Annotated in this window: 25 protein-coding genes; 20 read left to right on the forward strand and 5 right to left on the reverse strand. The window is 51.3% G+C overall.

The window, feature by feature from the left end:
* Positions 1-4 precede the first annotated feature (4 nt).
* Together AXG56_RS02680 and AXG56_RS02685 are read left to right on the forward strand one after the other, a co-directional pair.
* Positions 5-496: an NUDIX domain-containing protein gene (locus tag AXG56_RS02680; protein ID WP_062513135.1), complete on the forward strand. Its 492-nt coding sequence runs from the start codon at positions 5-7 to the stop codon at positions 494-496.
* An 18-nt stretch (positions 497-514) separates the two neighbouring features.
* The gene (locus AXG56_RS02685; RefSeq protein WP_026578509.1) at positions 515-706 is read left to right on the forward strand and encodes a PspC domain-containing protein; all 192 of its coding nucleotides are present in this window, start codon (positions 515-517) and stop codon (positions 704-706) included.
* 27 nt (positions 707-733) lie between these two features.
* Here the strand turns inward: AXG56_RS02685 and AXG56_RS02690 are convergent, their stop codons facing one another.
* Entirely contained in the window at positions 734-1,063 is a 330-nt protein-coding gene (locus AXG56_RS02690) for a helix-turn-helix domain-containing protein (protein WP_062513136.1), read from the reverse strand.
* A 121-nt stretch (positions 1,064-1,184) separates the two neighbouring features.
* On the opposite strand from AXG56_RS02690, the gene AXG56_RS02695 reads away from it, so the two are divergent.
* From AXG56_RS02695 to AXG56_RS02705, 3 genes are all read left to right on the forward strand, one after another.
* Positions 1,185-2,243, forward strand: coding sequence for an LLM class flavin-dependent oxidoreductase (locus AXG56_RS02695; protein WP_062513138.1), 1,059 nt, complete (start codon positions 1,185-1,187; stop codon positions 2,241-2,243).
* A gap of 25 nt (positions 2,244-2,268) precedes the next feature.
* Complete coding sequence (locus AXG56_RS02700; RefSeq protein WP_062513140.1) at positions 2,269-2,835, forward strand: NADPH-dependent FMN reductase; 567 nt, start codon at positions 2,269-2,271, stop codon at positions 2,833-2,835.
* 261 nt (positions 2,836-3,096) lie between these two features.
* Positions 3,097-3,462 (forward strand): DUF4870 domain-containing protein, encoded by a 366-nt coding sequence (locus tag AXG56_RS02705; RefSeq protein WP_008637454.1) that lies wholly within the window; start codon positions 3,097-3,099, stop codon positions 3,460-3,462.
* Between the two features lie 65 nt (positions 3,463-3,527).
* Here the strand turns inward: AXG56_RS02705 and AXG56_RS02710 are convergent, their stop codons facing one another.
* Positions 3,528-4,394, reverse strand: coding sequence for a YitT family protein (locus AXG56_RS02710; protein ID WP_062513142.1), 867 nt, complete (start codon positions 4,392-4,394; stop codon positions 3,528-3,530).
* Positions 4,395-4,556: 162 nt separating this feature from the next.
* Between AXG56_RS02710 and AXG56_RS02715 the strand changes: the two genes are divergently transcribed.
* From AXG56_RS02715 to AXG56_RS02735, 5 genes are all read left to right on the forward strand, one after another.
* Complete coding sequence (locus tag AXG56_RS02715; protein ID WP_008637459.1) at positions 4,557-5,156, forward strand: metalloregulator ArsR/SmtB family transcription factor; 600 nt, start codon at positions 4,557-4,559, stop codon at positions 5,154-5,156.
* Positions 5,157-5,235: 79 nt separating this feature from the next.
* Positions 5,236-6,429: an MFS transporter gene (locus AXG56_RS02720; protein ID WP_062513144.1), complete on the forward strand. Its 1,194-nt coding sequence runs from the start codon at positions 5,236-5,238 to the stop codon at positions 6,427-6,429.
* A 104-nt stretch (positions 6,430-6,533) separates the two neighbouring features.
* Positions 6,534-7,337 (forward strand): formate dehydrogenase accessory sulfurtransferase FdhD, encoded by an 804-nt coding sequence (fdhD, locus tag AXG56_RS02725; protein ID WP_062513146.1) that lies wholly within the window; start codon positions 6,534-6,536, stop codon positions 7,335-7,337.
* On the forward strand, positions 7,330-10,269 hold the full coding sequence (gene fdhF / locus AXG56_RS02730; RefSeq protein WP_062513148.1) for a formate dehydrogenase subunit alpha: 2,940 nt from the start codon (positions 7,330-7,332) through the stop codon (positions 10,267-10,269). Before fdhD ends, fdhF begins: the two co-directional genes overlap by 8 nt.
* On the forward strand, positions 10,270-10,734 hold the full coding sequence (locus AXG56_RS02735; protein WP_008637472.1) for a DUF1641 domain-containing protein: 465 nt from the start codon (positions 10,270-10,272) through the stop codon (positions 10,732-10,734).
* Between the two features lie 80 nt (positions 10,735-10,814).
* Here AXG56_RS02735 and AXG56_RS02740 read toward each other — a convergent pair whose 3' ends face one another.
* Positions 10,815-11,291, reverse strand: coding sequence for a DUF456 domain-containing protein (locus AXG56_RS02740; protein WP_008637477.1), 477 nt, complete (start codon positions 11,289-11,291; stop codon positions 10,815-10,817).
* Between the two features lie 118 nt (positions 11,292-11,409).
* Positions 11,410-12,414, reverse strand: coding sequence for an aldo/keto reductase (locus AXG56_RS02745; RefSeq protein ID WP_008637481.1), 1,005 nt, complete (start codon positions 12,412-12,414; stop codon positions 11,410-11,412).
* Between the two features lie 117 nt (positions 12,415-12,531).
* On the opposite strand from AXG56_RS02745, the gene AXG56_RS02750 reads away from it, so the two are divergent.
* The 4 genes from AXG56_RS02750 (at position 12,532) to fosB (ending at position 16,015) form a co-directional block, all read left to right on the forward strand.
* Positions 12,532-14,895, forward strand: a complete 2,364-nt coding sequence (locus AXG56_RS02750) for a penicillin acylase family protein (protein ID WP_062513151.1) — start codon at positions 12,532-12,534, stop codon at positions 14,893-14,895.
* 98 nt (positions 14,896-14,993) lie between these two features.
* Positions 14,994-15,290: a putative quinol monooxygenase gene (locus AXG56_RS02755; protein ID WP_062513153.1), complete on the forward strand. Its 297-nt coding sequence runs from the start codon at positions 14,994-14,996 to the stop codon at positions 15,288-15,290.
* Positions 15,291-15,392: 102 nt separating this feature from the next.
* Entirely contained in the window at positions 15,393-15,596 is a 204-nt protein-coding gene (locus tag AXG56_RS02760; protein ID WP_062513155.1) for a hypothetical protein, read from the forward strand.
* On the forward strand, positions 15,593-16,015 hold the full coding sequence (fosB, locus tag AXG56_RS02765; RefSeq protein WP_026578518.1) for a metallothiol transferase FosB: 423 nt from the start codon (positions 15,593-15,595) through the stop codon (positions 16,013-16,015). The genes AXG56_RS02760 and fosB overlap by 4 nt, the downstream gene beginning before the upstream one ends.
* A gap of 85 nt (positions 16,016-16,100) precedes the next feature.
* Here fosB and AXG56_RS02770 read toward each other — a convergent pair whose 3' ends face one another.
* Positions 16,101-16,553, reverse strand: coding sequence for an RDD family protein (locus AXG56_RS02770; protein ID WP_026578519.1), 453 nt, complete (start codon positions 16,551-16,553; stop codon positions 16,101-16,103).
* A 212-nt stretch (positions 16,554-16,765) separates the two neighbouring features.
* Here AXG56_RS02770 and AXG56_RS02775 point away from each other — a divergent pair, with 212 nt between their 5' ends.
* The 6 genes from AXG56_RS02775 (at position 16,766) to AXG56_RS02800 (ending at position 23,343) form a co-directional block, all read left to right on the forward strand.
* Positions 16,766-17,590, forward strand: coding sequence for a M55 family metallopeptidase (locus AXG56_RS02775; protein ID WP_008637499.1), 825 nt, complete (start codon positions 16,766-16,768; stop codon positions 17,588-17,590).
* Positions 17,591-17,602: 12 nt separating this feature from the next.
* Positions 17,603-18,535, forward strand: a complete 933-nt coding sequence (locus tag AXG56_RS02780; protein ID WP_008637501.1) for an ABC transporter permease — start codon at positions 17,603-17,605, stop codon at positions 18,533-18,535.
* Between the two features lie 4 nt (positions 18,536-18,539).
* Positions 18,540-19,496 (forward strand): ABC transporter permease, encoded by a 957-nt coding sequence (locus tag AXG56_RS02785; protein ID WP_008637502.1) that lies wholly within the window; start codon positions 18,540-18,542, stop codon positions 19,494-19,496.
* A gap of 3 nt (positions 19,497-19,499) precedes the next feature.
* The gene (locus AXG56_RS02790; protein ID WP_026578520.1) at positions 19,500-20,504 is read left to right on the forward strand and encodes an ABC transporter ATP-binding protein; all 1,005 of its coding nucleotides are present in this window, start codon (positions 19,500-19,502) and stop codon (positions 20,502-20,504) included.
* 18 nt (positions 20,505-20,522) lie between these two features.
* On the forward strand, positions 20,523-22,148 hold the full coding sequence (locus AXG56_RS02795; RefSeq protein ID WP_026578521.1) for an ABC transporter substrate-binding protein: 1,626 nt from the start codon (positions 20,523-20,525) through the stop codon (positions 22,146-22,148).
* 97 nt (positions 22,149-22,245) lie between these two features.
* Positions 22,246-23,343 carry a mandelate racemase/muconate lactonizing enzyme family protein gene (locus tag AXG56_RS02800; RefSeq protein WP_026578522.1) on the forward strand — a complete coding sequence of 366 codons (1,098 nt, stop codon included), beginning with the start codon at positions 22,246-22,248 and terminating at the stop codon, positions 23,341-23,343.

Below are 23,343 nucleotides of genomic sequence, written 5' to 3' on the forward strand. Positions count from 1 at the left end.
GGAGATGGCTCCAGTCGAACTTTGGGATATCTATGATCAAAAGCGCCGGAAGACAGGGCAAACGGTGGAACGCGGCCGGCCGATGGCTGCCGGGGAGTATCACATAGTTGTGCATGTCTGGATTAAAAACAGCAGGGGAGAAGTGTTCGTGACGAAGCGTGCCCCGGAGAAGCATTTCGGCGGGTACTGGGAAGGAACGGGTGGATCGGTGACTGCAGGGGAAGACAGTTATACAGGAGCGCTTCGGGAAGTAAAGGAAGAAATCGGTATCGATCTGCAGGATGCATCCGGTTCGTTGGAGAAATCTGTATGCAGACCGGAGTTTCAAGATTTCATGGATGTCTGGGTTTTTCAGCACGATTTTAAGGAAGAAGCGGTTGTCTTGCAGCAAGGCGAAGTTAGGGAGGGCAGGTGGGTGACACGGCAGGAGCTGGAAGCGATGGTCGGGGAGAACAGGCTTGTGCCCACGCTTTCTTACGTACAGGAATTATTTTAGGTGGAAGGAGGAGAAGGTATGAAGAAGCTTTATCGTTCGACGAAAGATTCCCAAGTATCAGGAGTGCTCGGAGGGGTCAGTGAGATGTACGGCATTGATGTCAGTCTCTTGCGGATCCTGCTCGTTGTCTCCGGTTTTTTCACCGGGGGGATGACGTGGCTGATCTACATCATCGCAGCGATCGTCATGCCGACAGACAAACAAATATGACCGCCGGAGATAGACTCCAGGCGGTCTTTATTTATGTTTGGCTTCTTTGCGTTGGAGATGATTGGTTCCCCATGAATGCATGGCATCAAGAATAGGGTGAAGCGTACGGCCGTACTCCGTTATCGAATACTCGACTTTCGGTGGCACGACAGGGTAGACGACCCGTTCGATGATGTCCTCCTCTTCCAGATCCCGGAGCTGATTGGTCAACATCTTCTGTGTAATACCTGGAATGAGGCGTTTCAATTCACTGAAACGGAGGGTATCTTCTTCAAGTAAGTGCAGCAGGATAATCGGCTTCCATTTCCCGACAAGGATTTGGAGCGCGTCATCCACGCGGCATAATTGTGGATTCAAAAGGGTTCCTCCTTCCACAGTTTCTTTAAGTATACTATACCACTTTGAAGTGCGTTCTTCACACGTTCCACATCGAGGCGCATAATGAAAGGGAACGATCATTCAACCAGGAGGTATGACGATGCAGTCCTATCGAATTAATCCGGAGCAGGGATTGGAGTTCGGGCTATACACGCTCGGCGATCACCTTCCGGACCCGAATACAGGCGAACGTATTTCAGCAAAACAAAGGATACAGGAAATTATAGAGGTGGCTGAACTGGCAGATGAAGCCGGCATCGACTTTTTCAGTGTCGGAGAAAGCCATCAGGATTATTTTGCGACCCAGGCCCATGCCGTGGTTCTTTCTGCTGTTGCTCAGGCGACGAAGAACATTAAAATTGGAAGCTCCTCGACCATCATCAGCACCTCGGACCCGGTCCGGGTGTATGAAGATTTTGCGACCATCGATCTTATATCGGACGGCCGGGCGGAAATCATTGCCGGCCGTGCATCGAGAGTCGGACTGTTTGAACTGCTCGGTTATGATGTACGGGATTATGAGGCATTATACGAAGAGAAGTTCGACCTTCTTCTTCAATTGAACAGGGAAGAAGTAGTCAACTGGAGCGGGGAATTCCGCAAGCCGCTCAGAAACGCAGAAGTGCTGCCGCGGCCGAAGAACGGCTCTCTTCCGATTTGGCGGGCGGTCGGAGGAACGCCTGCAAGCGCCCGGAAAGCGGGAGAAGCGGGCGTTCCGATGATGCTTGCCGCCCTTGGAGGTCCGGCAGGTGTGTTTCAAAGCAGGGTGGAGGCGTACCGTCGATCCGCGGAGGAGCATGGATTTGATCCTGCCCAACTGCCTGTGGGAACGACCGGATTCTTCTTTGCCGCAGATACGACACAGGAGGCACTGCGTACGATGTATCCGTATATAAACGAAGGGATAAAGAAGACGAACGGACAGGGTTTTCCGAAGCAGGTCTTTGCTCAGGCGAGAGACAAGCGGAACGTCATCAATGTCGGCAGTCCGCAGGAGATCATCGAGAAGATTCTCTATCAGAAGGAAGTGTTCGGACATCAGCGTTACCTGGCTCAAATCGACTTCGGCGGCATGCCCTTGAAGCACTTGAAGCGGAACATCGATCTGATTGGAACAGAAATCCTGCCCGCTGTCCGTAAATACACCAAAGGAAAATAAAGAAGAAACAAGGAGGAATACAGGGATGAAAACGGTAGCGATCTCCGGTTCCGTCGTCGGTTCGAAAACAAGAACCGCGCTGGGACAGGTAGAGCAAGAGTGGAAACAAAAATATCCGGATACCAGCTTTGAGCTGCTTGATCTGGCTGAGTATGACATTCCATACAGCGATGGACGCAACTACTTGGAATACGAAGGGGATGCCGGATACGTGACAAAAACGATCATGGAAGCCGATGCTGTGATCATCGGCACGCCGATATTCCAAGCATCCATTCCCGGTGCGCTGAAGAACGTCTTCGACATGCTTCCGGTCAATGCTTTCCTTGATAAAGTCGTAAGCATTGTCGTCACGGCAGGCTCATCCAAGCACTATTTGATTGCAGAGCAGCAGCTGAAACCGATCCTGTCCTATATGAAAGCACAGATCGTCCAGACGTTCGTTTTTCTCGTCGAAGAGGACTTCCGAGGGAAAGAGATCGTGAATGATGACGTTCTATTTCGGATCGAGCGTCTCGTCGAAGATACGAAACTGCTTGCCGATACGTACAAGCAGATGCTGGAGAAGAGGGAAGAGGACTATGACTTCTAAAAGGCCGGAGCTTTAATGAAGAGGGGATGGGGGCAAGAGCGGACTCCGGGAAATGGCACGACTCACGGAAAGTGCTCTATTCTCCGGATCCCGATCTCTTCCGTGCACTTCTTCTTGTTTCCCGCCGTGCTGGATAGGAAGCAGTTATTTTTCGATTTTTGTTGACGGGTTTCGACATCCTTCGTATAATAAAATTACAGAATAATCAGAAAACTTTTTTTTACATCCTATGCTCTTATTATGGAAGAAGGAGTGGTCGAAATGGCTCCAGGGCCGAAGGAAATGAGTCCGCGGCGGTCATCCACAGGGTTGCAGGAGAATGTCGGCAGTCTGTTAGCTTATCTGCTTGGTTTTATCACAGGCACTGTCCTATTGCTCATCGAGAAAGAGAACGAGACGATCCGCTTCCACGCTGTCCAGTCGATTTTCGTCTTCGGAGGGATTTTCCTTCTGACCATCGTGCTGAATTTCGTTCCCGTCCTCGGCCTGCTTGTAAGCATCCTGATCGCGCCGGTTTCCTTCATCCTTTGGCTGTTTCTTATGTACAAGGCTTATCAGGGAGGGCGCTATCATCTGCCCGTCCTCGGCAGGATGGCGGAAGACCAGCTCCGAAAAGTGCATAAATAAACAAAAAAGAACTTCCATTTGGAAGTTCTTTTTTGTTTTTACTGCCTATGTTGCGCCGATTGGTTTTAGTGGGGAGAGCCGGTGTCGAAGTTGGACCCGCGTACGTCTGTCGTGTTTTCAATGGCGACGAGGGCGTTCGGATCGATTTCATCGACGACCGAGCGGACAGTGGACAGTTCGATCCGCGATACGATCGTGTAGATAATTTTCTTCGGCTGTTTAGAGAAGACCCCTTCCCCTTGAATATACGTCATTCCACGGCCGAGCTGGTCGAGAAGGGAGTCGGCGATCTCTTCCGGTTTCTCGGAAATGATGGTGACCGATTTCCATTCTTCCAGCCCTTCCACGACAATGTCGATCATCTTATAAGCAATATAATACGTAATGATCGAGTACATGGCGGTTTCCCAGCTGAATACGAGCAGCGCGGCCAGTATGAAGATGAATACGTTGACGACCATGATGAACTGGCCGACGGAAACCGGCCGTTTTTTACTGACGAGGATGGCGATGATTTCTGTACCATCGAGTGCTCCTCCTGTTCGGATGACGAGCCCGACCCCTGTGCCGAGAATGACGGCCCCGATCACCGTTGCCAGGAACAGGTCATCTGTCACCGGTTCAAAATGGTGAAGGTAAGCAGTGCTTAACGAGAGTACGACGACTCCGTAGAGGGTATGCATCGTGAACTTCATCCCGATTTTCCTGTAGCCTATGTATAGGAATGGCAGGTTCAAGAGAATGAGGAAGATACTCATCGTCCAGCCGGTAAGTTCCGAAGCGATGATGGAAAGGCCGATGACCCCTCCGTCGAGAATGTCGTTCGGGACGAGGAAGAATTCAAGACCCGCGGCTGCGATCATCGCACCGATCGTGATCATAACGAGGAATCTTACTTCTCGAAGTATTCTTTTTTTCTTTATAGTAGCCAACAACGATCAACCTTTCTTTCCAGTACCATGACTTTTGTTTATCCTAAACTCGGATACTTCTTTTCTATTATACCATTTTTATGAAAGAAAACATTGACCTAACGACCTAATTTAATTATCATCTAATTAGATACACATTAAATTAGTTGAGGAGGAAAAGGGATGCAGCTGGATAAAATGGTTCATTTCCACAAGGCGGTCGGTGACCCGACAAGGCTCAGGATTATCGCTATGCTAAGGCAGGGGCCGCTGCACGGGCAGGCGATCGCAGGAAAGCTCGGTTTAAAGCCGCCGACGATCACCCATCATTTGAAGAAGCTGAAGGATACGGGGATGGTGTATGCCAGGCGCGATAAAAATACGGTGTACTTCCATTTGGATGAGGAGCGGCTGAAGATGATGTCGACAGCGATTCTTCGGATTGGGGACGACAGCGGATGGAAGGCGCAGGAACTTCATGTCGATGACTCCGACCAAAGAAAGATTATCCGCAGTTTCATCACGATAGATGGAAAGCTGAAGCACCTGCCTAGTCAGTTGAAGAAGAAAAATGTCGTTCTCAGCTATTTCGTAAAGGGATTAAAACAAGGCGAAGTGTATGAGGAGAAGGACATCAATGCGTATATCCGCACCTTCTTCGATGATCCCGCAACGCTGAGAAGAGAATGGGTCATGCAGCAGTTCGTGTACAGGGAAAACGGGAAGTATGAACGCAACCCGGAAGCTATGTGGCCGGTGGTCGTTCCCGATCATATTGGCTGAGACCGGATGCAGCCGCTCCTGGAAGGGCGGTTTTCTTTTGAATATCTAATTAGATATTCGTCTAATAAGGGGGAGGGAAATGAAAAATCATCCATATCGATATTTATTTTACGCTGGAATTGTAAACGGCGTCGGGGATCGTTTCAGCCAGGTGGCTGTACTGACGCTTCTCTTGCAGCTGACGGGATCGGGAATGGCGGTGGGGGCAGCCTTGGGGCTTCGCGTCCTCCCTTATCTGCTTCTTTCGCCGTTTGCGGGACGGCTGGCGGATAGATGGAGCAAGAAGCGTCTGTTGATTCTTACCGATTTGTGCCGTCTCCCGTTTGCTCTATCCTTTCTGTTTGTCCGATCAGAAGCGGACGTATGGATCCTGTTTGTCGGAATGGTCGTCCTGGCAAGCGGAGAGGCGTTTTATCAGCCGGTGCGAAAAAGTATGATTGCACAAATCGTGGAGAAGAAGGATATCCTTGATGTCAACGGTCGGGAGCAGGCGCTTCTTGGTATCGTTTTGATCGGCGGTTCGATCACCGGTGGGATCGTCAGCTACTTATTCGGCGGCTCGCTCGCCTTCCTTCTTAATGCGGCATCGTTTCTTGGCGCTGCATTATTCCTGCTGCCGCTGAAGGATAAGCGCAAGGTCTCTGTCACAAAAGCTTCTCCTCCGAAGTTCCGTTGGAAAGGCGGAATCGGTTTCGCGGTGGCGTTCCTTTTGATAGGAGCAGCGATGGACGGTGTGTTCAATCTTATGATTACCGTTTATGGCGAGCGGCTATTCAGCCTTGGAGAACTGGGGGTCGGTCTGCTGTACGGCTCACTCGGAGCCGGGATGATGATCAGCTTTTATGTGACCAGGAGGTTGAAGGGAGAGCATTTATTGACCTATGCGTTCTTGCTGCTTTTTATGGAAGGAGCCGGACAGTCAGCCGCCAGTCAAATGACATCATTCCCGCTGCTCGCAGCTGCATTTTTCTTTGTTTCCTTTATTGGTGGAGCAGCCGGTGCGGTGGTGGACAGTTACATTATGAAATCGACACCTGCCGGAGAAGAAGGCCGGGTGTTCGGCCGCATTGAATCCTGGACGAATGTCCAAATCGGCCTCGTCATGTTCATTTCGGGTGTGCTTATCGATCATTTCCATGAGAGGCTGGTTGGCTTCAGCGGCGGTTTGATCGGTATGATTGGAGCAGTCGTGCTTTATTTGCTTTTCCAGTATAAAAAAAAGAGTGCCGGCGAAGCAGGAAATGGGAAGGGAATCAGCGAAGTAACGGGATAGTAGAATGCAGTCAGCACGCCTGTCACCAGAACGGTGGCGGGCGTTTGTTTTGTCGAAATAATGGGAATATATAGAGGTAGACTTTGGTAATTGGAGGAATCCGAATGGAGACGACACCGTGGACGATCGACCGTTATGAAGGAGAAGAAGCAGATAGAAAGTCAGATATCGTGGCGGTGGAATATCCATTGACCATCTTTATTAACGGCAACGAATTTGCGACGATGGTGTGTACACCGATCGATTTGGAAGTCCTTGTCACCGGTTTTCTCGCATCGGAAGGGCTCATCCGGAAAGCAGACGAGATCAAAAAGCTTACGATCGACATGGACCGCGGTATCGCCTACGCAGAAACACATCGACCGATTGCCGTCAGCGGGGAAGGCCAGAAAAGGTGGATCGGTTCCTGCTGCGGCAAGAGCCGGGCGTTCTATTTCAAGAATGATGCTGCTACGGCGAGGACGGCGGTCGATGATACCGCTTATACGCCGGACACCTGTTTTCGCATGATGGATGCTTTCCATAGGGAAGCAGAGACGTTCCGCGAGACCGGCGGCGTGCATCAGGCAGCCATTGCGAAAGACGGGAAGCTCGTGAAGGCGTACACGGACATCGGACGGCATAACGCCCTCGACAAACTTTACGGGTACCTCCTGATGGAGCGAATGGAACACAGGGGACTCGCCGTCCTGTTCAGCGGGCGGATATCTTCGGAAGTGTTATTGAAGGTGTCGAAGATGAGGATTGGTTTCCTTTTGTCCAAATCGGCACCGACGGACCTCGCTCTCCAGCTGGCCGAGGACCTCCATATAACGGCCGTCGGCTTCGTCCGTGGAAGGCGGATGAACGTTTATACACACCCGAGTCGAATCAAGGAATCATCGAAAGGAGGCGTTTCGGTTGAATGAGCACACAGTGGTGACCATCAACGGAACAGAATATTTAGCAGACCCGGAACAAAATTTACTGGATTTGATCAATACGACAGGGGAACAGGTGCCGCAGATCTGCTACAACGAATCCCTCGGACCTATCCAGACGTGTGATACGTGTATCGTCCAGGTGAACGGCGAGCTTACGCGTGCCTGCGGTACAGAAGTCAAGGCAGGTATGAAAGTCCAGACGAAACTACCTCACGTACATAAAGCCCAGAAGGAATCGCTGGACCGGATTCTTGAGAAGCATGAGCTTTACTGCACGGTGTGTGACTATAATAACGGCTCTTGTGAGATTCACAACACGATGGCGGATTTCGGACTGGAGCACCAGTCGCGGCCGTTTCAGCCGACGAGCTATGAGAAGGATGAATCTGGTTCCTTTTACCGGTATGATCCGGATCAGTGTATCTTGTGCGGACGATGTGTAGAAGTCTGCCAGGATGTCCAGGTCAATGAAACCCTTACCATCGATTGGGACAGGAAAGAACCACGCGTCATCTGGGATAATGATGTTCCGATCGATCAGTCTTCCTGCGTCAACTGTGGACAGTGTTCGACTGTTTGTCCTTGTAACGCAATGATGGAGAAGGGCATGGAGGGCGAAGCCGGTTTTCTTACGGATACCGAGCCCGGCATACTGAAGTCGATGATCCAGCTTACGAAGAAAGTGGAGACGGGGTATGGTCCGCTCTTTGCCGTATCCGATTCGGAAGCAGCGATGCGTGAGGACCGGATCGACAAGACGAAGACCGTCTGTACGTACTGCGGGGTAGGCTGCTCGTTTGACGTATGGACGAAGGGCCGCCAGATTCTTAAAGTGGAACCGAACGCCCAGTCTCCGGCAAACGGAATTTCCTCCTGTGTCAAAGGGAAGTTCGGCTGGGACTATGTCAACAGTGATGAGCGTCTGACCAAGCCGCTGGTCCGTCGCGGCGATCAATTCGAGGAAGTGGAATGGGAAGAAGCGATCGACTTCATCGGGGACCGGATGGAGAAGATCAAAGCGGAAAGAGGAGCCGATCACCTCGCATTCATTTCCTCGTCCAAAGCGACCAATGAAGAATCGTACTTGATGCAGAAACTGGCACGCCAGGTCATCGGGACGAATAACGTCGATAACTGTTCCCGCTACTGTCAGGCACCGGCGACGAAAGGCTTGTTCCGTACGGTCGGCTACGGCGGCGATTCAGGATCCATCGATGATATAGCGAAGAGTAAGCTCGTCATTACTATCGGTTCGAACACGGCAGAATCCCACCCGGTGCTCGCTTCCCGTATCAAGCGTTCCCAGAAGCTTTTTGACCAGAAGCTTTTCGTCTTCGATCTCCGTAAGCATGAAATGGCGAAGCGGGCGGACCGCTTTTACCGTCCGAAAGCAGGAACGGATCTTGTCTGGCTTTCCGCCGTGACGAAGTATATTCTCGATCAGGGCTGGCAGGACGAAAAGTTTCTGGATCAGTGGGTGAACGGGTTTGAGGAGTATCGGGAGAGCCTGGAGCCGTTTACGCTTGCATATGCCAGTGACTTGACCGGTATTCCAGTATCCGAGCTTAAAGATGTCGCTAAGGAGATCGCTGAATCAGAATCTGTCGTCATATGCTGGGCAATGGGTGTGACGCAGCATATGCTCGGAAGTGACACGAGTACGGCAATCAGTAACCTGCTTCTTATTACAGGGAACTATGGACGTCCCGGCGTTGGCGCTTATCCGCTGCGCGGGCATAACAATGTCCAAGGATGCAGTGATTTCGGCAGTATGCCTGACTTCTTCCCGGGGTATGAGAAGACAACAGACGACGAAGCACGTGCCAGATATGAGAAAGCATGGGGCGTCTCTATTCCGAAGGACCCGGGGATGGACAACCATGAAATGATCGAGTCGATCCATGCAGGGGACTTATCTGCCATGTATGTCATGGGAGAAGATACCGGCGTCGTTGATGCGAACATCAATTATGTCACAAGCGCCTTTGAGAAGCTTGACCTCTTCATCGTACAGGACCTATTCCTGACGAAGACGGCAGAATATGCCGATGTTGTTCTTCCTGCTTCCCCGAGTCTGGAGAAGGAAGGGACGTTTACGAATACCGAACGGAGAATCCAGAGGCTCTACAACAGCTTTGATCCGCTGGAAGGAACGAAGCCGGACTGGCAGATCATCCAGCTGATTGCCAAGCGGCTCGGCTATGACTGGAATTATAGTCACCCGGGAGAAATCATGGCAGAAGCGGCAGGACTTGCCCCGTTGTTTGCGGGCGTAAGCTATGATCGCCTCGAAGGGTATCAGTCGCTGCAGTGGCCGGTAGCCGAAGACGGAAGTGATCAGCCTGTCTTGTTCCTCGACGGTTTTCCATTCGACGATAAGAAGGCGAAGCTGTATCCTCTCTCGTATGAATTGATGTACGACACGGATGAGGAGTACGACCTTCACGTCAACAACGGCCGCCTGCTGGAACATTTCCACGAAGGGAATATGACCTATAAGTCAGAGGGTATCCGGCGCAAGACGCCGAACGCCTTCATCGAAATCTCGCCGGAACTTGCAAAAGAGCGTGGTATCGAAGAAGGAGCGGAAGTGAAGCTGATATCGGAGGCGGGGGAAGCGACCGGGGTCGTCACCGTTACCGACCGCGTCCGCGGCAAGGAAATCTTCCTGCCTTTGAATGATAACGGAAAATCAGCGGTCAATTATTTGACAGACAACCGTGTTGACAAGGACAGCAATACCCCGGCATATAAGGAGATAGCGGTCAAAATGAAAGTGCTGAAGAAGAAAGGGAAATCACCGATTCCTTCCAACAACCACCGAAGAGGCGATCCAGTACCACAGATCAGTGTACAGGTGAAGAAAAAATGGCAGCGGGAAGATTATGTATTCCCGGGCAGTCAGGGGGAACGATGAATGGCGAAGGCGATCACGAATATTAAGCGGATGGAAATATCCCGGGATACGCAGATCGAAAAAGATGTTCAGGAAGTCAGGGAAGCGGTCGCTGACAATAAGGATGCCATCCTGAAAGGCATCCGCCTGCTCCGGACGCTTGATGAGGAAGGGACACTGGATACAGCGACGGCCTTCTTGAAGGCGAAAGACGAGGCGCTTGCCAATGTGGTGAAGGAAATTGATAAAGACCAGTATGAACCCTTACTGAACAACATCCCAGAGCTCATCTTTCTGCTTGGAGATTTGAACGTATCCGGCCTGCGCGACCTTTCTTCCCGATTAAATAACGGGATTGAACAGATGGAGGGGGAAGGATACAAAGAAAAAACGTCGATCCTCGACCTTGCCAAAGTGCTGAAAGATCCGGAAATCAACCGCAGCATCACGATGCTCCTAGCCTTCCTGAAAGGGATGGGGAAATAAATAAGAAGAATTAGAAAAGAAACGGGTCTGCGCAGACCCGTTTCTTTTATGGTTATATTTAAATGGAAGCCCGGCCTTAATTAAATTTCCAGGAAGAACCATACAATCATGATGACTTGAATTACGATTTTCGCCACGGTGCCGCCTAGGAACCCGAATAGAGAGCCGACGGCCGCCTTGAATGCCTCCTCTGCAGCTCTTTTCTGGATGAGCTCTACGACAATGACGGCCAGGAACGGCACAATCAGGATGCCGAACGGGGGGATGATGAAAGAACCGACAATGACACCGACAGCTGCCGCCCGTTCTCCCCATTTGCTGCCTCCGTATTTCTTGACGAAGTAGCTGTTGGCAATGATATCAGAAACAATTAACAGAACGGTCAAGATGACCATGCCGATCCAGAAGAAGATCGATAAGGCTCCTCCGTTCAAAAAGAAATAGTAAGCGAGAAATCCGATCCACAAGACGAGCGGTCCGGGAATGATCGGAAAAATAATGCTTGCAAAGCTCGCGATGAAACACGCGATGATAATTACCCAAATCAATACATCCATCGTTCATTTCCTCCTAAATTTTCTTTCGTACATCTACTTTACGATAAACAAACGGTTCGGTTTCAGCAACGGTTCATTTAAAAAAGCCGGGTCTCAGAGGAGCCCGACTTTCTGTCCTTTATTTCATACCAAGTTCCTGACGATCAGGTGGGGCCATAAACTCCGGTCCGACGGGGTCTTTGACATGTTTCAGCAGAATCTCATCGATGTCCTGCAGCGTCTCCTGATCGATTTCAAAATGGCTCACTTCCTGAACAGGGTCCAGTTGGTCCGGTCTCCGTCCTCCCATGAGGGCGATGCCGGATCCAGGCTGATCGAGTACCCAGCGGAGAGCGAGATGAAGGACGTTCTTGCCGAAACGATCCTTCGCCAATTGATCCAGTTCGTGCACGGCATCCAGATATTGTTTGAAGCGCGGCTGCTGGAATTTCGGATCGTTGTTACGAAGGTCATCGCCTTTGAACTCCCTGTCAGCGGTCATTTTACCGGAGAGAAGTCCGCGGCACAGTGATCCGTAGGTTATGGATGTCAGGTCATGTTCCTGAACGTAAGGGAGCGTTTTTGATTCAATGTCCCTCTCGAACAGGTTGTACGGCGGCTGCAGGGTATGCAGAGGAGCCGCTTCCCGGAACGTATCCATCTGCTCTGGAGAAAAGTTGCTTACCCCGATGGCGCGGATTTTCCCTTGTTTATATAAATAATTAAGCGCTTCGGCCGTCTCGTGGATCGGTGTCATAGGATCCGGCCAGTGCACTTGGTAAACATCGATATAATCGGTTTGCAGACGGCGGAGGGAATCCTCCACTTCCTGATGGATCCGTTCTTTGCTGGCGTTACGGAACGCCTGGTCCTCTTTCCATTCGATGCCGACTTTCGTAGCGAGGAGAATATCCTCCCTGTTTCCATATTCTTTGACGGCTTTTCCTACGAGTTCCTCGGAATGACCGAAGCCGTATGCAGGAGCTGTATCAATGAAGTTAATCCCATGATCCAGCGCTTTATGGATGGTATCAATAGACTGCTTCTCGTCGGTACCACCCCACATCCAGCCGCCGATCGCCCATGTTCCAAGACCGATTCGGCTTGCTTCCATAGAAGTATTGCTGATATTTATTTTTTCCATAATCATAAGCACCTCCAAGTCGAGCATATGGGTGTAGTTTACCCGAATGGTCAATCTAGTAATCATAAGTTCTCGCATTCTTCCGGAACAAGTAAGGTATAATAGGAGAAAAGGGGGATGAGTGCAGTGGAGACGGTAAGGAAATGGGACGACCATCAACCACGCAGGAAAAGATGGAAGAAGGTGACGCTGTGGACCGCGGGGGTTATCGTTTTATTAGTCGTTTCGGCGCTTATTTTTGTAAACGTTTACATAAACCGCAGCCTGCCGCAGGTCAGCGGGGAAAAGCAGCTGGACGGTTTGGAGGGACAAGTGACTATCACAAGGGATGCGGACGGGGTTCCTCATATAAAAGCGGAGAATACAGCGGATCTATTCCGGGCCCAAGGGTACGTGCAGGCTCAGGACCGCCTGTTTCAAATGGAGCTTGCTCGCAGGCAGGCATCGGGAAGGTTGAGCGAAATCGTCGGGGAAGCGACGGTGGATCAGGATCGTTATTTCCGGACACTGGGTCTGCGCCGGGCGGCAGAAAAGTCGCTGGAGGTCTATTCAGAGGAGACGATCCGTGATCTGCAGGCTTTTGCAGATGGGGTCAATACGTTTATGGAAGAAGAGCCGCTCCCGCCGGAATTTGCAATGATGGGCATAGAACCGGAGCCTTGGACACCGCTTGATTCCATCACGATCGGCAAGTATATGGCCTTTGACTTAGGCGGGCACTGGGAGCGGCAGGCGTTCCATGCGTACCTTCTGCAGAACTTCGATGAAGAAGAGGCGTACGAGCTGTTTTCATCATACCCGGAAGATGCGCCGACCGTCCTGTCAGCAGTGGATATGGAAGAGAGCTTTGCACAGGCAGTCATTCCGGAGCCGTTCAATGGCAGCAACAACTGGGTCGTGAGCGGGGAGCGGACAGAATCGGGCGCACCGATGCTTGCGGACGATCCGCATCTTGGAATCGCCACACCATCGATTTGGTACCAGATGCAGCTGGAGGCTCCTGATTACCAGGTTTCGGGCGTTATTTTCGCGGGAGTGCCGGGGGTCATCCTCGGTCATAATGCAGATATCGCATGGGGGGTAACCAACGTCGGTCCGGACGTGCAGCAGCTTTACGCAGAAAAGCGTAATCCGGACGATCCTACGCAGTTCGAATTCGAAGGGGAGTGGGAGCAGGCGGAGGTGATCGCCGAACCGATTGAGGTCAAAGATGGAGACACGGTCGAATTAGAGGTGCTGGAAACGCGTCACGGACCGGTCATCAGCGAATTTGCCGAAGAGACGGGCAAGGATGAGGTGCTTTCCCTAAGGTGGACGGCGCTCGATCCGACAACGGAGCTGGAAGCGGTCATGGAGATCAACCGGGCGGATGATTGGTCTTCTTTTGAAAAAGGGTTGGAGAAGTTCCTCGCTCCTGCTCAAAATTTCGTGTTTGCCGATAAAGATGGAACGATCGCCTATAAAGCGAACGGCCGCATTCCCATCTATGAAAATCCGGATGACGCGCTGCTGCCGCTCCCGGGTTGGAAGAAGGAAACGGAGTGGAAAGGATTCATTCCTTTCGACGAGCTGCCGACGTCTGTCAATCCGGAAGAGGGCTTTATCGCGACAGCCAATAACAAAATTACAAACGACGATTATCCCTATCATATCAGTCACAACTGGGCACAGCCTTATCGATATGAGCGGATCGCTGAAATGATTCAGGCGGAGGATGACATGACGCCGGAGGACTTTCAGGCGATGCAGATGGATGTGAAGAACCTGCAGGCGGAAGAATTCCTCGGCTATATGACGGAAACGATGAATGGGGATTGGAACGACATCGAACAAGAGAGCCTCGCCCTCATGAAGGACTGGAATTTGGAAGACGATGCCGGACTTGCTCAGCCGCTCATTTTCCACCATTGGATGTTGACGATGCAGGACGTGTTGTATAAGGATATTTCAAAAGACATGCGCGGTCTGTTCGGCGGATCTGCGCAGACAACGGACGAACTGCTTCGCATGGTCCAGGATGGGGAAGAGTCCCGCTGGATGGAAAAGGCCGGCGGGGTGGAAGAAGTATTGGAGTCGTCGTTCCGAAAGACGATCACGGAACTGACGGAAATGTATGGGGAGGATCCTTCCGCCTGGACGTGGGGGGACGGGCACGCGGTTGAATTCACGCATCCGCTTTCCAGCATCGGCTTTCTCGAACGCTTCCTGAACCCCGGCGACCCGGAGCCTGTCAGCGGCAGCCGTGTGACGGTCAGGGCAGCAGGGTTCAACGATGACGGGATCGTCAATCATGGTGCCTCGTGGCGGTTTGTCATCGATATGGAAGATCCAACAGAAGCCTACCACATCGTTGGTCCCGGCCAGTCGGGTCACTTTCGGAGCGACTGGTACCACGACCAGATGATGGATTGGGTGGAAGGCGGATACCATAAGACGAGTATGACCGATTACGAAGGGGAAACGTTGACTCTGACTCCATAAACAAATCTTTTGATTTCCTGTGGGCAGGAGGCGTATAGTTTTCTATAAATCCTTCCTTCGTGGAGGAGTCTTGATAGTTGTGAAAAGGAGGAGATCCCATGTACATCATTCATGCAACCCTTGAGGTGGATCCACAGAAAAAGCCGGAATTCCTGGAGGCGACAAGAGCGCTTATGGAAGGTTCCCGTGAAGAAGAAGGCAACGTGTTCTATAATCTCATGAAAGACACAGAAAAAGAAAACGTCTATCAGATGATTGAAATTTGGAAAGATGCCGCCGCTATGGAGGAGCACAATAAATCCTCCCATCTGCAGAACTTCGTCAAAAAAGCGAAGGAACTGCTGACTGCACCGATGGATTTGAATATTTATGAAGGAAACAAGGTAGAGAAATAAACCGGATCCCCTGTGCGGCTCGCTGCATGGGGGTTTTTCTATGAAACCTTGACGAGACTTCCTGTTCTTCCTCTATAATGAAGGAAGGGAGGATCGTTTTTTATGAGTTTTGCACGAACATTCAGTTACTTATTCTGTTTCCTTGTCTTGTGGAGTCTGCTTTCTATTTATCATTACATAGCTGGAGATTCGATTCTATGGGAGGAGAACGTGAAAGCTTCCATCGTCGTCATAGTTTTTTATTCGCTGCTTTATCACTTGCTGCAGACGTTGAAGCGTTCCAAAACAGGAGGAGAGCGCTTATGAACATAGGACCGGTCAATCATTATTTGTTTTCTGTCGCCGATTTGGACCGCTCGATCACTTTTTACCGGGAGGTTTTCCAAGCGAAGTTACTCGTGAAGGGGAGGACGACGGCTTATTTGGATTTGAACGGAATGTGGCTTGCTTTGAATGAGGAAAAGAATATTCCGCGGGAAGAGATTCATCAGTCCTATACCCATATCGCGTTTACGATTGCAGAAGAGGAAGTGGAGTCCGCATATGAGGAGCTTCTTGAACTCGGTGTCCCCATACTAAGCGGCAGGCCGAGGGACACACGGGACGGCAGCTCGATCTATTTCACAGATCCCGACGGGCATAAGTTCGAACTCCACACCGGTACGCTCGAAAAGCGGCTCGCGTATTATAAAGAGGCGATGCCCCATATGAAATTTTATACATAAGATAAAAAGAAGAAGGTGGGACCAGCAATCTGGTTCCACCTTCTTTTTATCTTCTTTGGGAGGAAGAGAGGTCGGCTGCTTCTTCCTACAGCTCTACTTCTGCTGCATTTTCCGCAGAGGCTCCCTGCGGTGCGTCGTACGTCACATACGTGCCGGCGATGAAATCATGGACAGCTCGCTTATCGTCCCTCATCCCGACCATGAAAGCACTGACGATCAGGGCGATGCCCAAGGTCACGACATACACGAGTCCTGCTACCACTTCCCTCAACAGCATGGTGCCGAGCGAGACTTCGCTCCCATCTGCTTTCACTACCCGCATGCCGCCTGTGATTCGCTTTCCAATCGTGTATCCCGACCATATTGTCGGAACCAGAACCCAATAAAGCAGACCGATGACGTTGGTCGGACGATACTCATCCGTGGAGGTGAAGCTGCCATAGATGAGCCAGGAGACCAGACTGATGACAAGGAAAAGAATCAATCCATCCAGAAGTCTCGCCCCGACCCTCACCCAAAAACCAGCAGGATTACTCATGGACTACCACTCCTTTATTATATTCCTTGGTGCTATTTACCTTTTATGTGAAAAGTTAAAACTTCCTAAGTTTTAGAAAAAAATGATATAGGCAAAAGCCTTGTATTACAGGCTCATCCACTTATCCTAAGTATTTGTACTCTTGCAAATATGTGGAATTATTGTTAAATTAATTGAAAATTATAAAAATTGACAAAAAAGGGGGAGTCGGGATGAAGTTATACCTTTCCGTTGATATGGAAGGGATCACGGGTATTCCAGATCACACGTTCGTCGATTCGTCGAAGCACAATTACGAACGGGCAAGAAAAATAATGACGGAAGAAGTCAATTACGTCCTACATACGGCCTATGAAAACGGAGCCACGGAAATTCTCGTCAATGACAGCCATTCCAAAATGAATAATCTGCTTATCGATGACCTGCATCCGGACGTTCTCTTGATTACGGGAGGAGCGAAACCTTATTCGATGGTCGAAGGGCTCGATGAGAGCTTCGACGGAGCGATGTTCATCGGCTACCATGCACGCGCAGCCATGAAAGGGGTACTGTCCCACTCCATGACCTTCGGGGTCCGTAACTTTTACGTGGACGAGAGGGCGGTGGGGGAACTCGGCTTCAATGCCTACATGGCAGGTCACTACGGTGTGCCTGTCCTGATGGTCGCAGGGGATGATCAGGCTGCGATGGAAGCGGAAGACCTCCTGCCGAACGTGACGACGGCAGCTGTCAAAGAAACGATCACACGGGCAGCCGTCAAGAGCCTTACTCCGAGAAAAGCGGGAGAACTGCTGCAGCAGAAAACGAAAGAAGCGATACATAACCGATCCAACGTTCCACCTTTACGAGCGTCGGAAAGTCCGGCGCTCGCCATTGAATTCATGAATTATGGACAAGCCGAGTGGGCGGCCATGATGCCGGGGGCCGTTCTGGCATCCGATTCGACGACCGTCCACTTTCAAGCCCGGGATATCAAGGAAGCCTATCAGGCGATGCTCGTCATGACAGACCTCGCTATGCGGGCCACATCAAGCTAGGAGGGGACAGCTGTGTTTACCTATATTTTGAAACGCTTCGCCTATATGGTCGTGACGGTGTTCATCATCGCCACGCTCACGTTTTTCCTGATGAATGCCATTCCGGGGTCTCCACTTAACGAAGAGCGGACGACGAATGCAGCCGTCCAGCAGAACCTGGAGGAGTTCTACCACCTCGATGAACCACTTGCCGTCCAGTATGTTCTCTATTTGAAATCGATTGTGACGCTTGATTTCGGTCCATCGATCAAGCAGCCGAATGATTCGGTGAACTCGCTGCTGAGCAGAGGTTTTCCGATTTCTGCAGAGCTCGGGATATGGACGATATTGATTGCCGTCGTATCCGGAATCGTCCTCGGTGTGCTGGCCGCGCTTAAACATAACGGCGTCATTGATTACTTGGCGATGACACTCGCCGTTCTTGGGATCTCCATTCCAAACTTCGTACTTGCGACCTTCCTGATCCAGCAGCTGGCGGTCAATGCAGGACTTCTGCCTGCGGCGACGTGGAGTTCGCCCCAGCACATGATTCTTCCGATCATTGCACTTGCGACCGGTCCGATGGCAATTATCGCCCGTTTGACCAGATCGAGCATGCTGGAGACGCTGACGCAGGATTATATTAAGACGGCCAGGGCAAAAGGATTGTCGCCTTTCAAAGTCGTCGTGAAGCATGCGTTAAGGAATGCGCTCATGCCCGTTGTAACCATACTCGGGACGCTGCTTGCCGGTATCTTAACCGGGACGTTCGTCATCGAGAAGATCTTTGCCATCCCGGGGATGGGCAAATATTTCGTCGAAGGAATCAACCAGCGGGATTATCCAGTCATCATGGGAACGACGGTCTTCTACAGCGCATTTCTCGTTTTCATGCTGTTCCTTGTAGACATCGCCTACGGAATACTCGATCCTCGAATCAAATTACATAAAGAAGGGGGCCGATGACGGAATGCCGGCTTTAGAGAAAGAACACACAAACAACCACCACTCATCGATCCCCGATGAATGGTTCCGTCCGAAGGAGAAGGACTTGGAAGAGGCAGAATCGGTCGTCCGGCCGTCTCTGTCCTACTGGGCCGATGCCTGGCGGAGACTCAGACAGAACAAGCTTGCCATGTTCGGACTCGTTTTCCTTGTGCTGCTCGGCATCATGGCGGTGATCGGTCCATGGATTTCCCCGCACAGCGTGTCGGAGACGCAGCTGGCCAACCAAAACCAGGCGCCTTCTGCGAGCCACTGGTTCGGCACGGATGAACTCGGCCGGGACGTCTTCACTCGTACATGGTACGGGGCGAGAATTTCCTTATTCGTCGGTCTCATGGCGGCCCTGATCGATTTCTTCATCGGCGTCGCCTACGGAGGGATTTCCGGGTATAAGGGCGGCCGCACGGATAACGTGATGATGCGGATCATTGAAATCCTCTACGGTCTTCCTTATCTGCTTGTCGTTATCCTGCTGCTCGTCGTGATGGGTCCAAGTCTTTTGACCATCATCATCGCACTCACCGTCACCGGCTGGGTAGGGATGGCGAGGATTGTCCGCGGACAGGTCCTGCAGTTGAAACACAATGAATTTGTTATGGCATCCCAGTCGTTCGGAGCGAAGACGAAGCGGATCATCCGGAAGAACCTGCTTCCGAACACGATGGGCCCGATCATCGTACAGATGACGCTGACAGTTCCATCCGCGATCTTCGCGGAAGCCTTTCTCAGCTTCCTCGGACTCGGCATTCAGTCGCCGTACGCGAGCTGGGGAATGATGGCGAACGACGCGCTTGGAGTCATTCTTTCCGGAGACTGGTGGCGCCTGTTCTTCCCGGCGTTCTTCATATCTGCAACGATGTTCGCGTTTAACGTACTCGGAGACGGGCTGCAGGACGCCCTCGATCCAAGACTTAGGAGGTAGAAGATGGAGAAGATATTGGACATCCGCGACCTCCACGTCTCCTTCACCACATTCGGTGGTGAAGTGCAGGCGGTTCGAGGCGTGAATTTAGAATTGTATCAGGGGGAGACGCTCGCGATCGTCGGCGAATCCGGCTGCGGCAAGAGTGTCACGGCAAACAGCATTATGCGGCTCATTCCGGAACCTCCGGGACGGATCAAACAGGGGTCGATTTTGTTCAAGGGACAGGACATGACGAAGCTGTCCCAGAAGCAGATCCGCAGCATCCGCGGGGTCGACATATCGATGATCTTCCAGGATCCGATGACAGCGCTGAACCCCACGCTCACGGTTGGAGATCAATTGACGGAAGGATTGAAGCAGCACAGAAAGATATCGAATAAAGAAGCGAAGGCACAGGCCGTTTCCATGCTCAACCTTGTCGGTATTCCGAACCCGGATGAGCGGATGAAGCAGTATCCCCACCAATTCAGCGGTGGGATGAGACAGCGTATCGTCATTGCCATGGCACTGATCTGTGAACCGGAGCTGTTGATTGCGGATGAGCCGACGACGGCACTCGATGTGACGATCCAGGCCCAGATTCTTCAGCTGTTCCGCAAGATTCAGAAGGAGACGGGAGTGTCGATCATTTTGATCACCCATGATCTCGGTGTCGTTGCGAAAATCGCCGACAGGATCGCGGTCATGTATGCCGGGAAGGTCGTTGAGACGGGGACGAGGCGGGAAATATTCTATACACCGAATCATCCTTATACGAAAGGCTTGCTGCACTCGGTCCCGCGTCTCGATCAAAAAGGAGAGAAATTGATTCCGATCGAAGGCACTCCGCCGGATCTTTTCGCTCCACCGGAAGGGTGCCCGTTCACGGCCCGCTGTCCGGCAGCGATGGAAGTATGCGGCAGAGTCCAGCCGGTTCACACCGAGCTTAGTACCACCCACGCAGTCGAATGCTGGCTGCAGGATGAACGGGCTCGCACTTATATGGCAACAATAAAAGGATCATAAAAAAGAGGGGGAGCACGTATGAAAAAGTGGTTGACGTTAATCATGGGGATTGTACTTGTCGCGATGCTGGCGGCTTGTACGGCAAATGAGAGTTCTAGTGAAGGATCAGATGAAGGGGACGGCTCGGAGGAGAGCGGTACGAAGACGCTTCTCATCAATAACGGGGAAGAGCCGACGTCGTTCGACCCGCCGATGGGCTTTGATAACTTGTCCTGGAATGCCTTGAACAACTTGATGGAAGGTATGACCCGTCTGGGTAAAGATCATTCTCCACAGCCTGCAACGGCAGAGGAATGGGAAGTGTCGGAAGACGGAAAAGTGTACACGTTTAAAATCCGTGATGATGCGGCATGGTCCAACGGCGATGACGTGACGGCAGGGGATTTTGAGTACGCCTGGAAGCGTCTGCTGGATCCCGAAACGGCTTCACCAGCTGCGTTCCTCGGTTACTTCATTGAAGGTGGAGAAGCATTCAACACAGGGGATGGAACAGCGGATGACGTCATGGTGGAAGCGGTCAGCGATAAAGAGTTGAAAGTGACGCTGAAAGCACCGACCGGCTACTTCCTTCACGTCATCTCCAATCCGGCATTCTTCCCGATCAATCAGTCGGTGGCAGAAGAGAATCCGGAATGGTACACCGAAGCGGACAGCTTCGTCGGTAACGGACCATTCACGCTTGATCAATGGAAGCATGACAGCGAAATGGTCTTTAAGAAGAGTGAAAACTACTGGGATAACGAAACCGTTCAATTGGATGAAGTCAAATGGTCCATGGTTCCTGATGAGAATACGGAATATCAGATGTATAAGAGCGGCGAGCTCGACACGTCCTACATCCCGGCAGAGCTTGCTGATGAGTTGATGGATAGTGAAGAAGTCAACATCACGGATCAGGCGGGAACGTATTTCTACCGTTTCAACGTCAATGAAGAGCCGTTCCAGAATAAAAAGATCAGACAGGCGTTCGCCATGGCTGTGAACCAGCAGGACATCGTCGATTATGTTACGAAGAACGGCGAAGAGCCGGCATACGGCTTCGTGTCCTACGGATTTGAAGGGCCGTCCGGGGATGATTTCCGTGAGCATAACGGCGACCTGATCGAATTCAATGCAGAGGAAGCGAAGAAATTACTGGAAGAGGGAATGGAAGAAGAAGGTTATGATGAACTTCCTGCTGTCACCCTTTCCTACAACACAAGTGAAGATCATAAGAAAGTAGCGGAAACCATCCAACAAATGTTCAAGGAAAATCTGGATGTCGATGTGACCCTTGAAAATGCGGAATGGAACGTGTTCCTGGAAGCGCAGAAGAACTTGGAGCACCAGCTTTCCAGAAGTTCCTTCCTTGCTGACTATGCAGACCCGATCAACTTCCTGGAGAGCTTCATCTCCGACTCCTCCATGAACCGGACCGGCTGGTCAAATGAAGAGTACGATCAGTTGATTGCCGATGCGAAAGCGGAGACGGATGAAGCGAAGCGCTGGGAGCTGATGTATGAAGCAGAGAAAGTGTTGTTCGAAGAAATGCCGATCTTCCCGATTCACTTCTACAACCAAGTGCTGCTGGAGAAAGATTCCGTTTCAGATATCGTCCGTCACCCGGTCGGATATCTTGAATTGAAATGGGCAGATAAGAAGTAAGGATCAACGAAAAGAGGCAGCCGTTTTCCGTCACGGAAAGACTGCCTCTTTTTCTTTTACATAACCGGTATGTTTATAGAAAGGAAGGGTGAGAGATTTGAAGATAGCCTCCATAGACACCTACCCGATAGCTGTTCCGCTTCATAAACCGTTCAAGACGGCGCTCCGGACCGTGACGGTTGCACAATCCATCTATGTGAAGGTGACGTGCGACAACGGGATCACCGGCTGGGGCGAAGCGCCGCCGACCCACGTCATAACAGGAGAAAGTCTCGTAAGTATCGAGCACACCATCCGCACGATCCTGGCCCCTGTTCTCCTTGGAGAATCCGTGCTTAACAGAGACTCTTTATTTGGAGCTCTTCATGCAAGCTGTGTCGGTAATACAAGTGCCAAGGCAGCGGTCGATATCGCGATCCATGACTGTCTCGCCCGCTTCTGCCGGCTTCCCCTTTATCAGTTTCTCGGAGGGGCGAAGCGGATGCTTGAGACCGACTATACGGTCAGCGTCAATGAGCCGGAGGAGATGGCGGACGATGCCGAACAATATATAAAAGACGGTTTCCGTACGCTCAAGGTGAAGGTCGGGAAAGACTCGATCGACAAGGACATAGAAAGGATCCGGGCAATTCGCAGCCGGATCGGGGACGATGCTGCAATCCGCCTTGATGCCAATCAGGGATGGAGTGCGAAAGACGCCATCCGCGCCATCCGGCGGATGGAAGAACTGAATCTGCCGATCGAACTCGTCGAGCAGCCGGTGAAGGCAGGAGATATAGAAGGACTGAAGCAGGTGACGGACGCAACCCATACGATCGTCATGGCTGATGAAAGCGTCTTTTCACCGGCGGACGCAAAGCGGGTCCTTGAAACAAGAAGTGCCGATATGATCAATATTAAGCTGATGAAATCAGGCGGCATCCATCAAGCATGTAAAATCAACTCCATGGCAGAAAGCTGCGGCATCCCGTGCATGGTCGGTTCAATGATTGAAACGAAGCTCGGGATCACGGCTGCCGCCCATTTTGCTGCTGGATTGAATAATGTAACCAAGGTCGATTTCGATGCACCGCTCATGCTGACGGGAGATCCAATCGTCGGTGGTGTCGTGTACAACCGTGCCGTTATGACTATGCCCGATGAACCAGGGCTTGGAATCGATGAGGTGCGGTTCCAGGAACACGTCCTATCATAG

The sequence above is a fragment of the Halobacillus sp. KGW1 genome (assembly GCF_001592845.1).
Taxonomy (GTDB): Bacteria; Bacillota; Bacilli; order Bacillales; family Halobacillaceae; genus Halobacillus.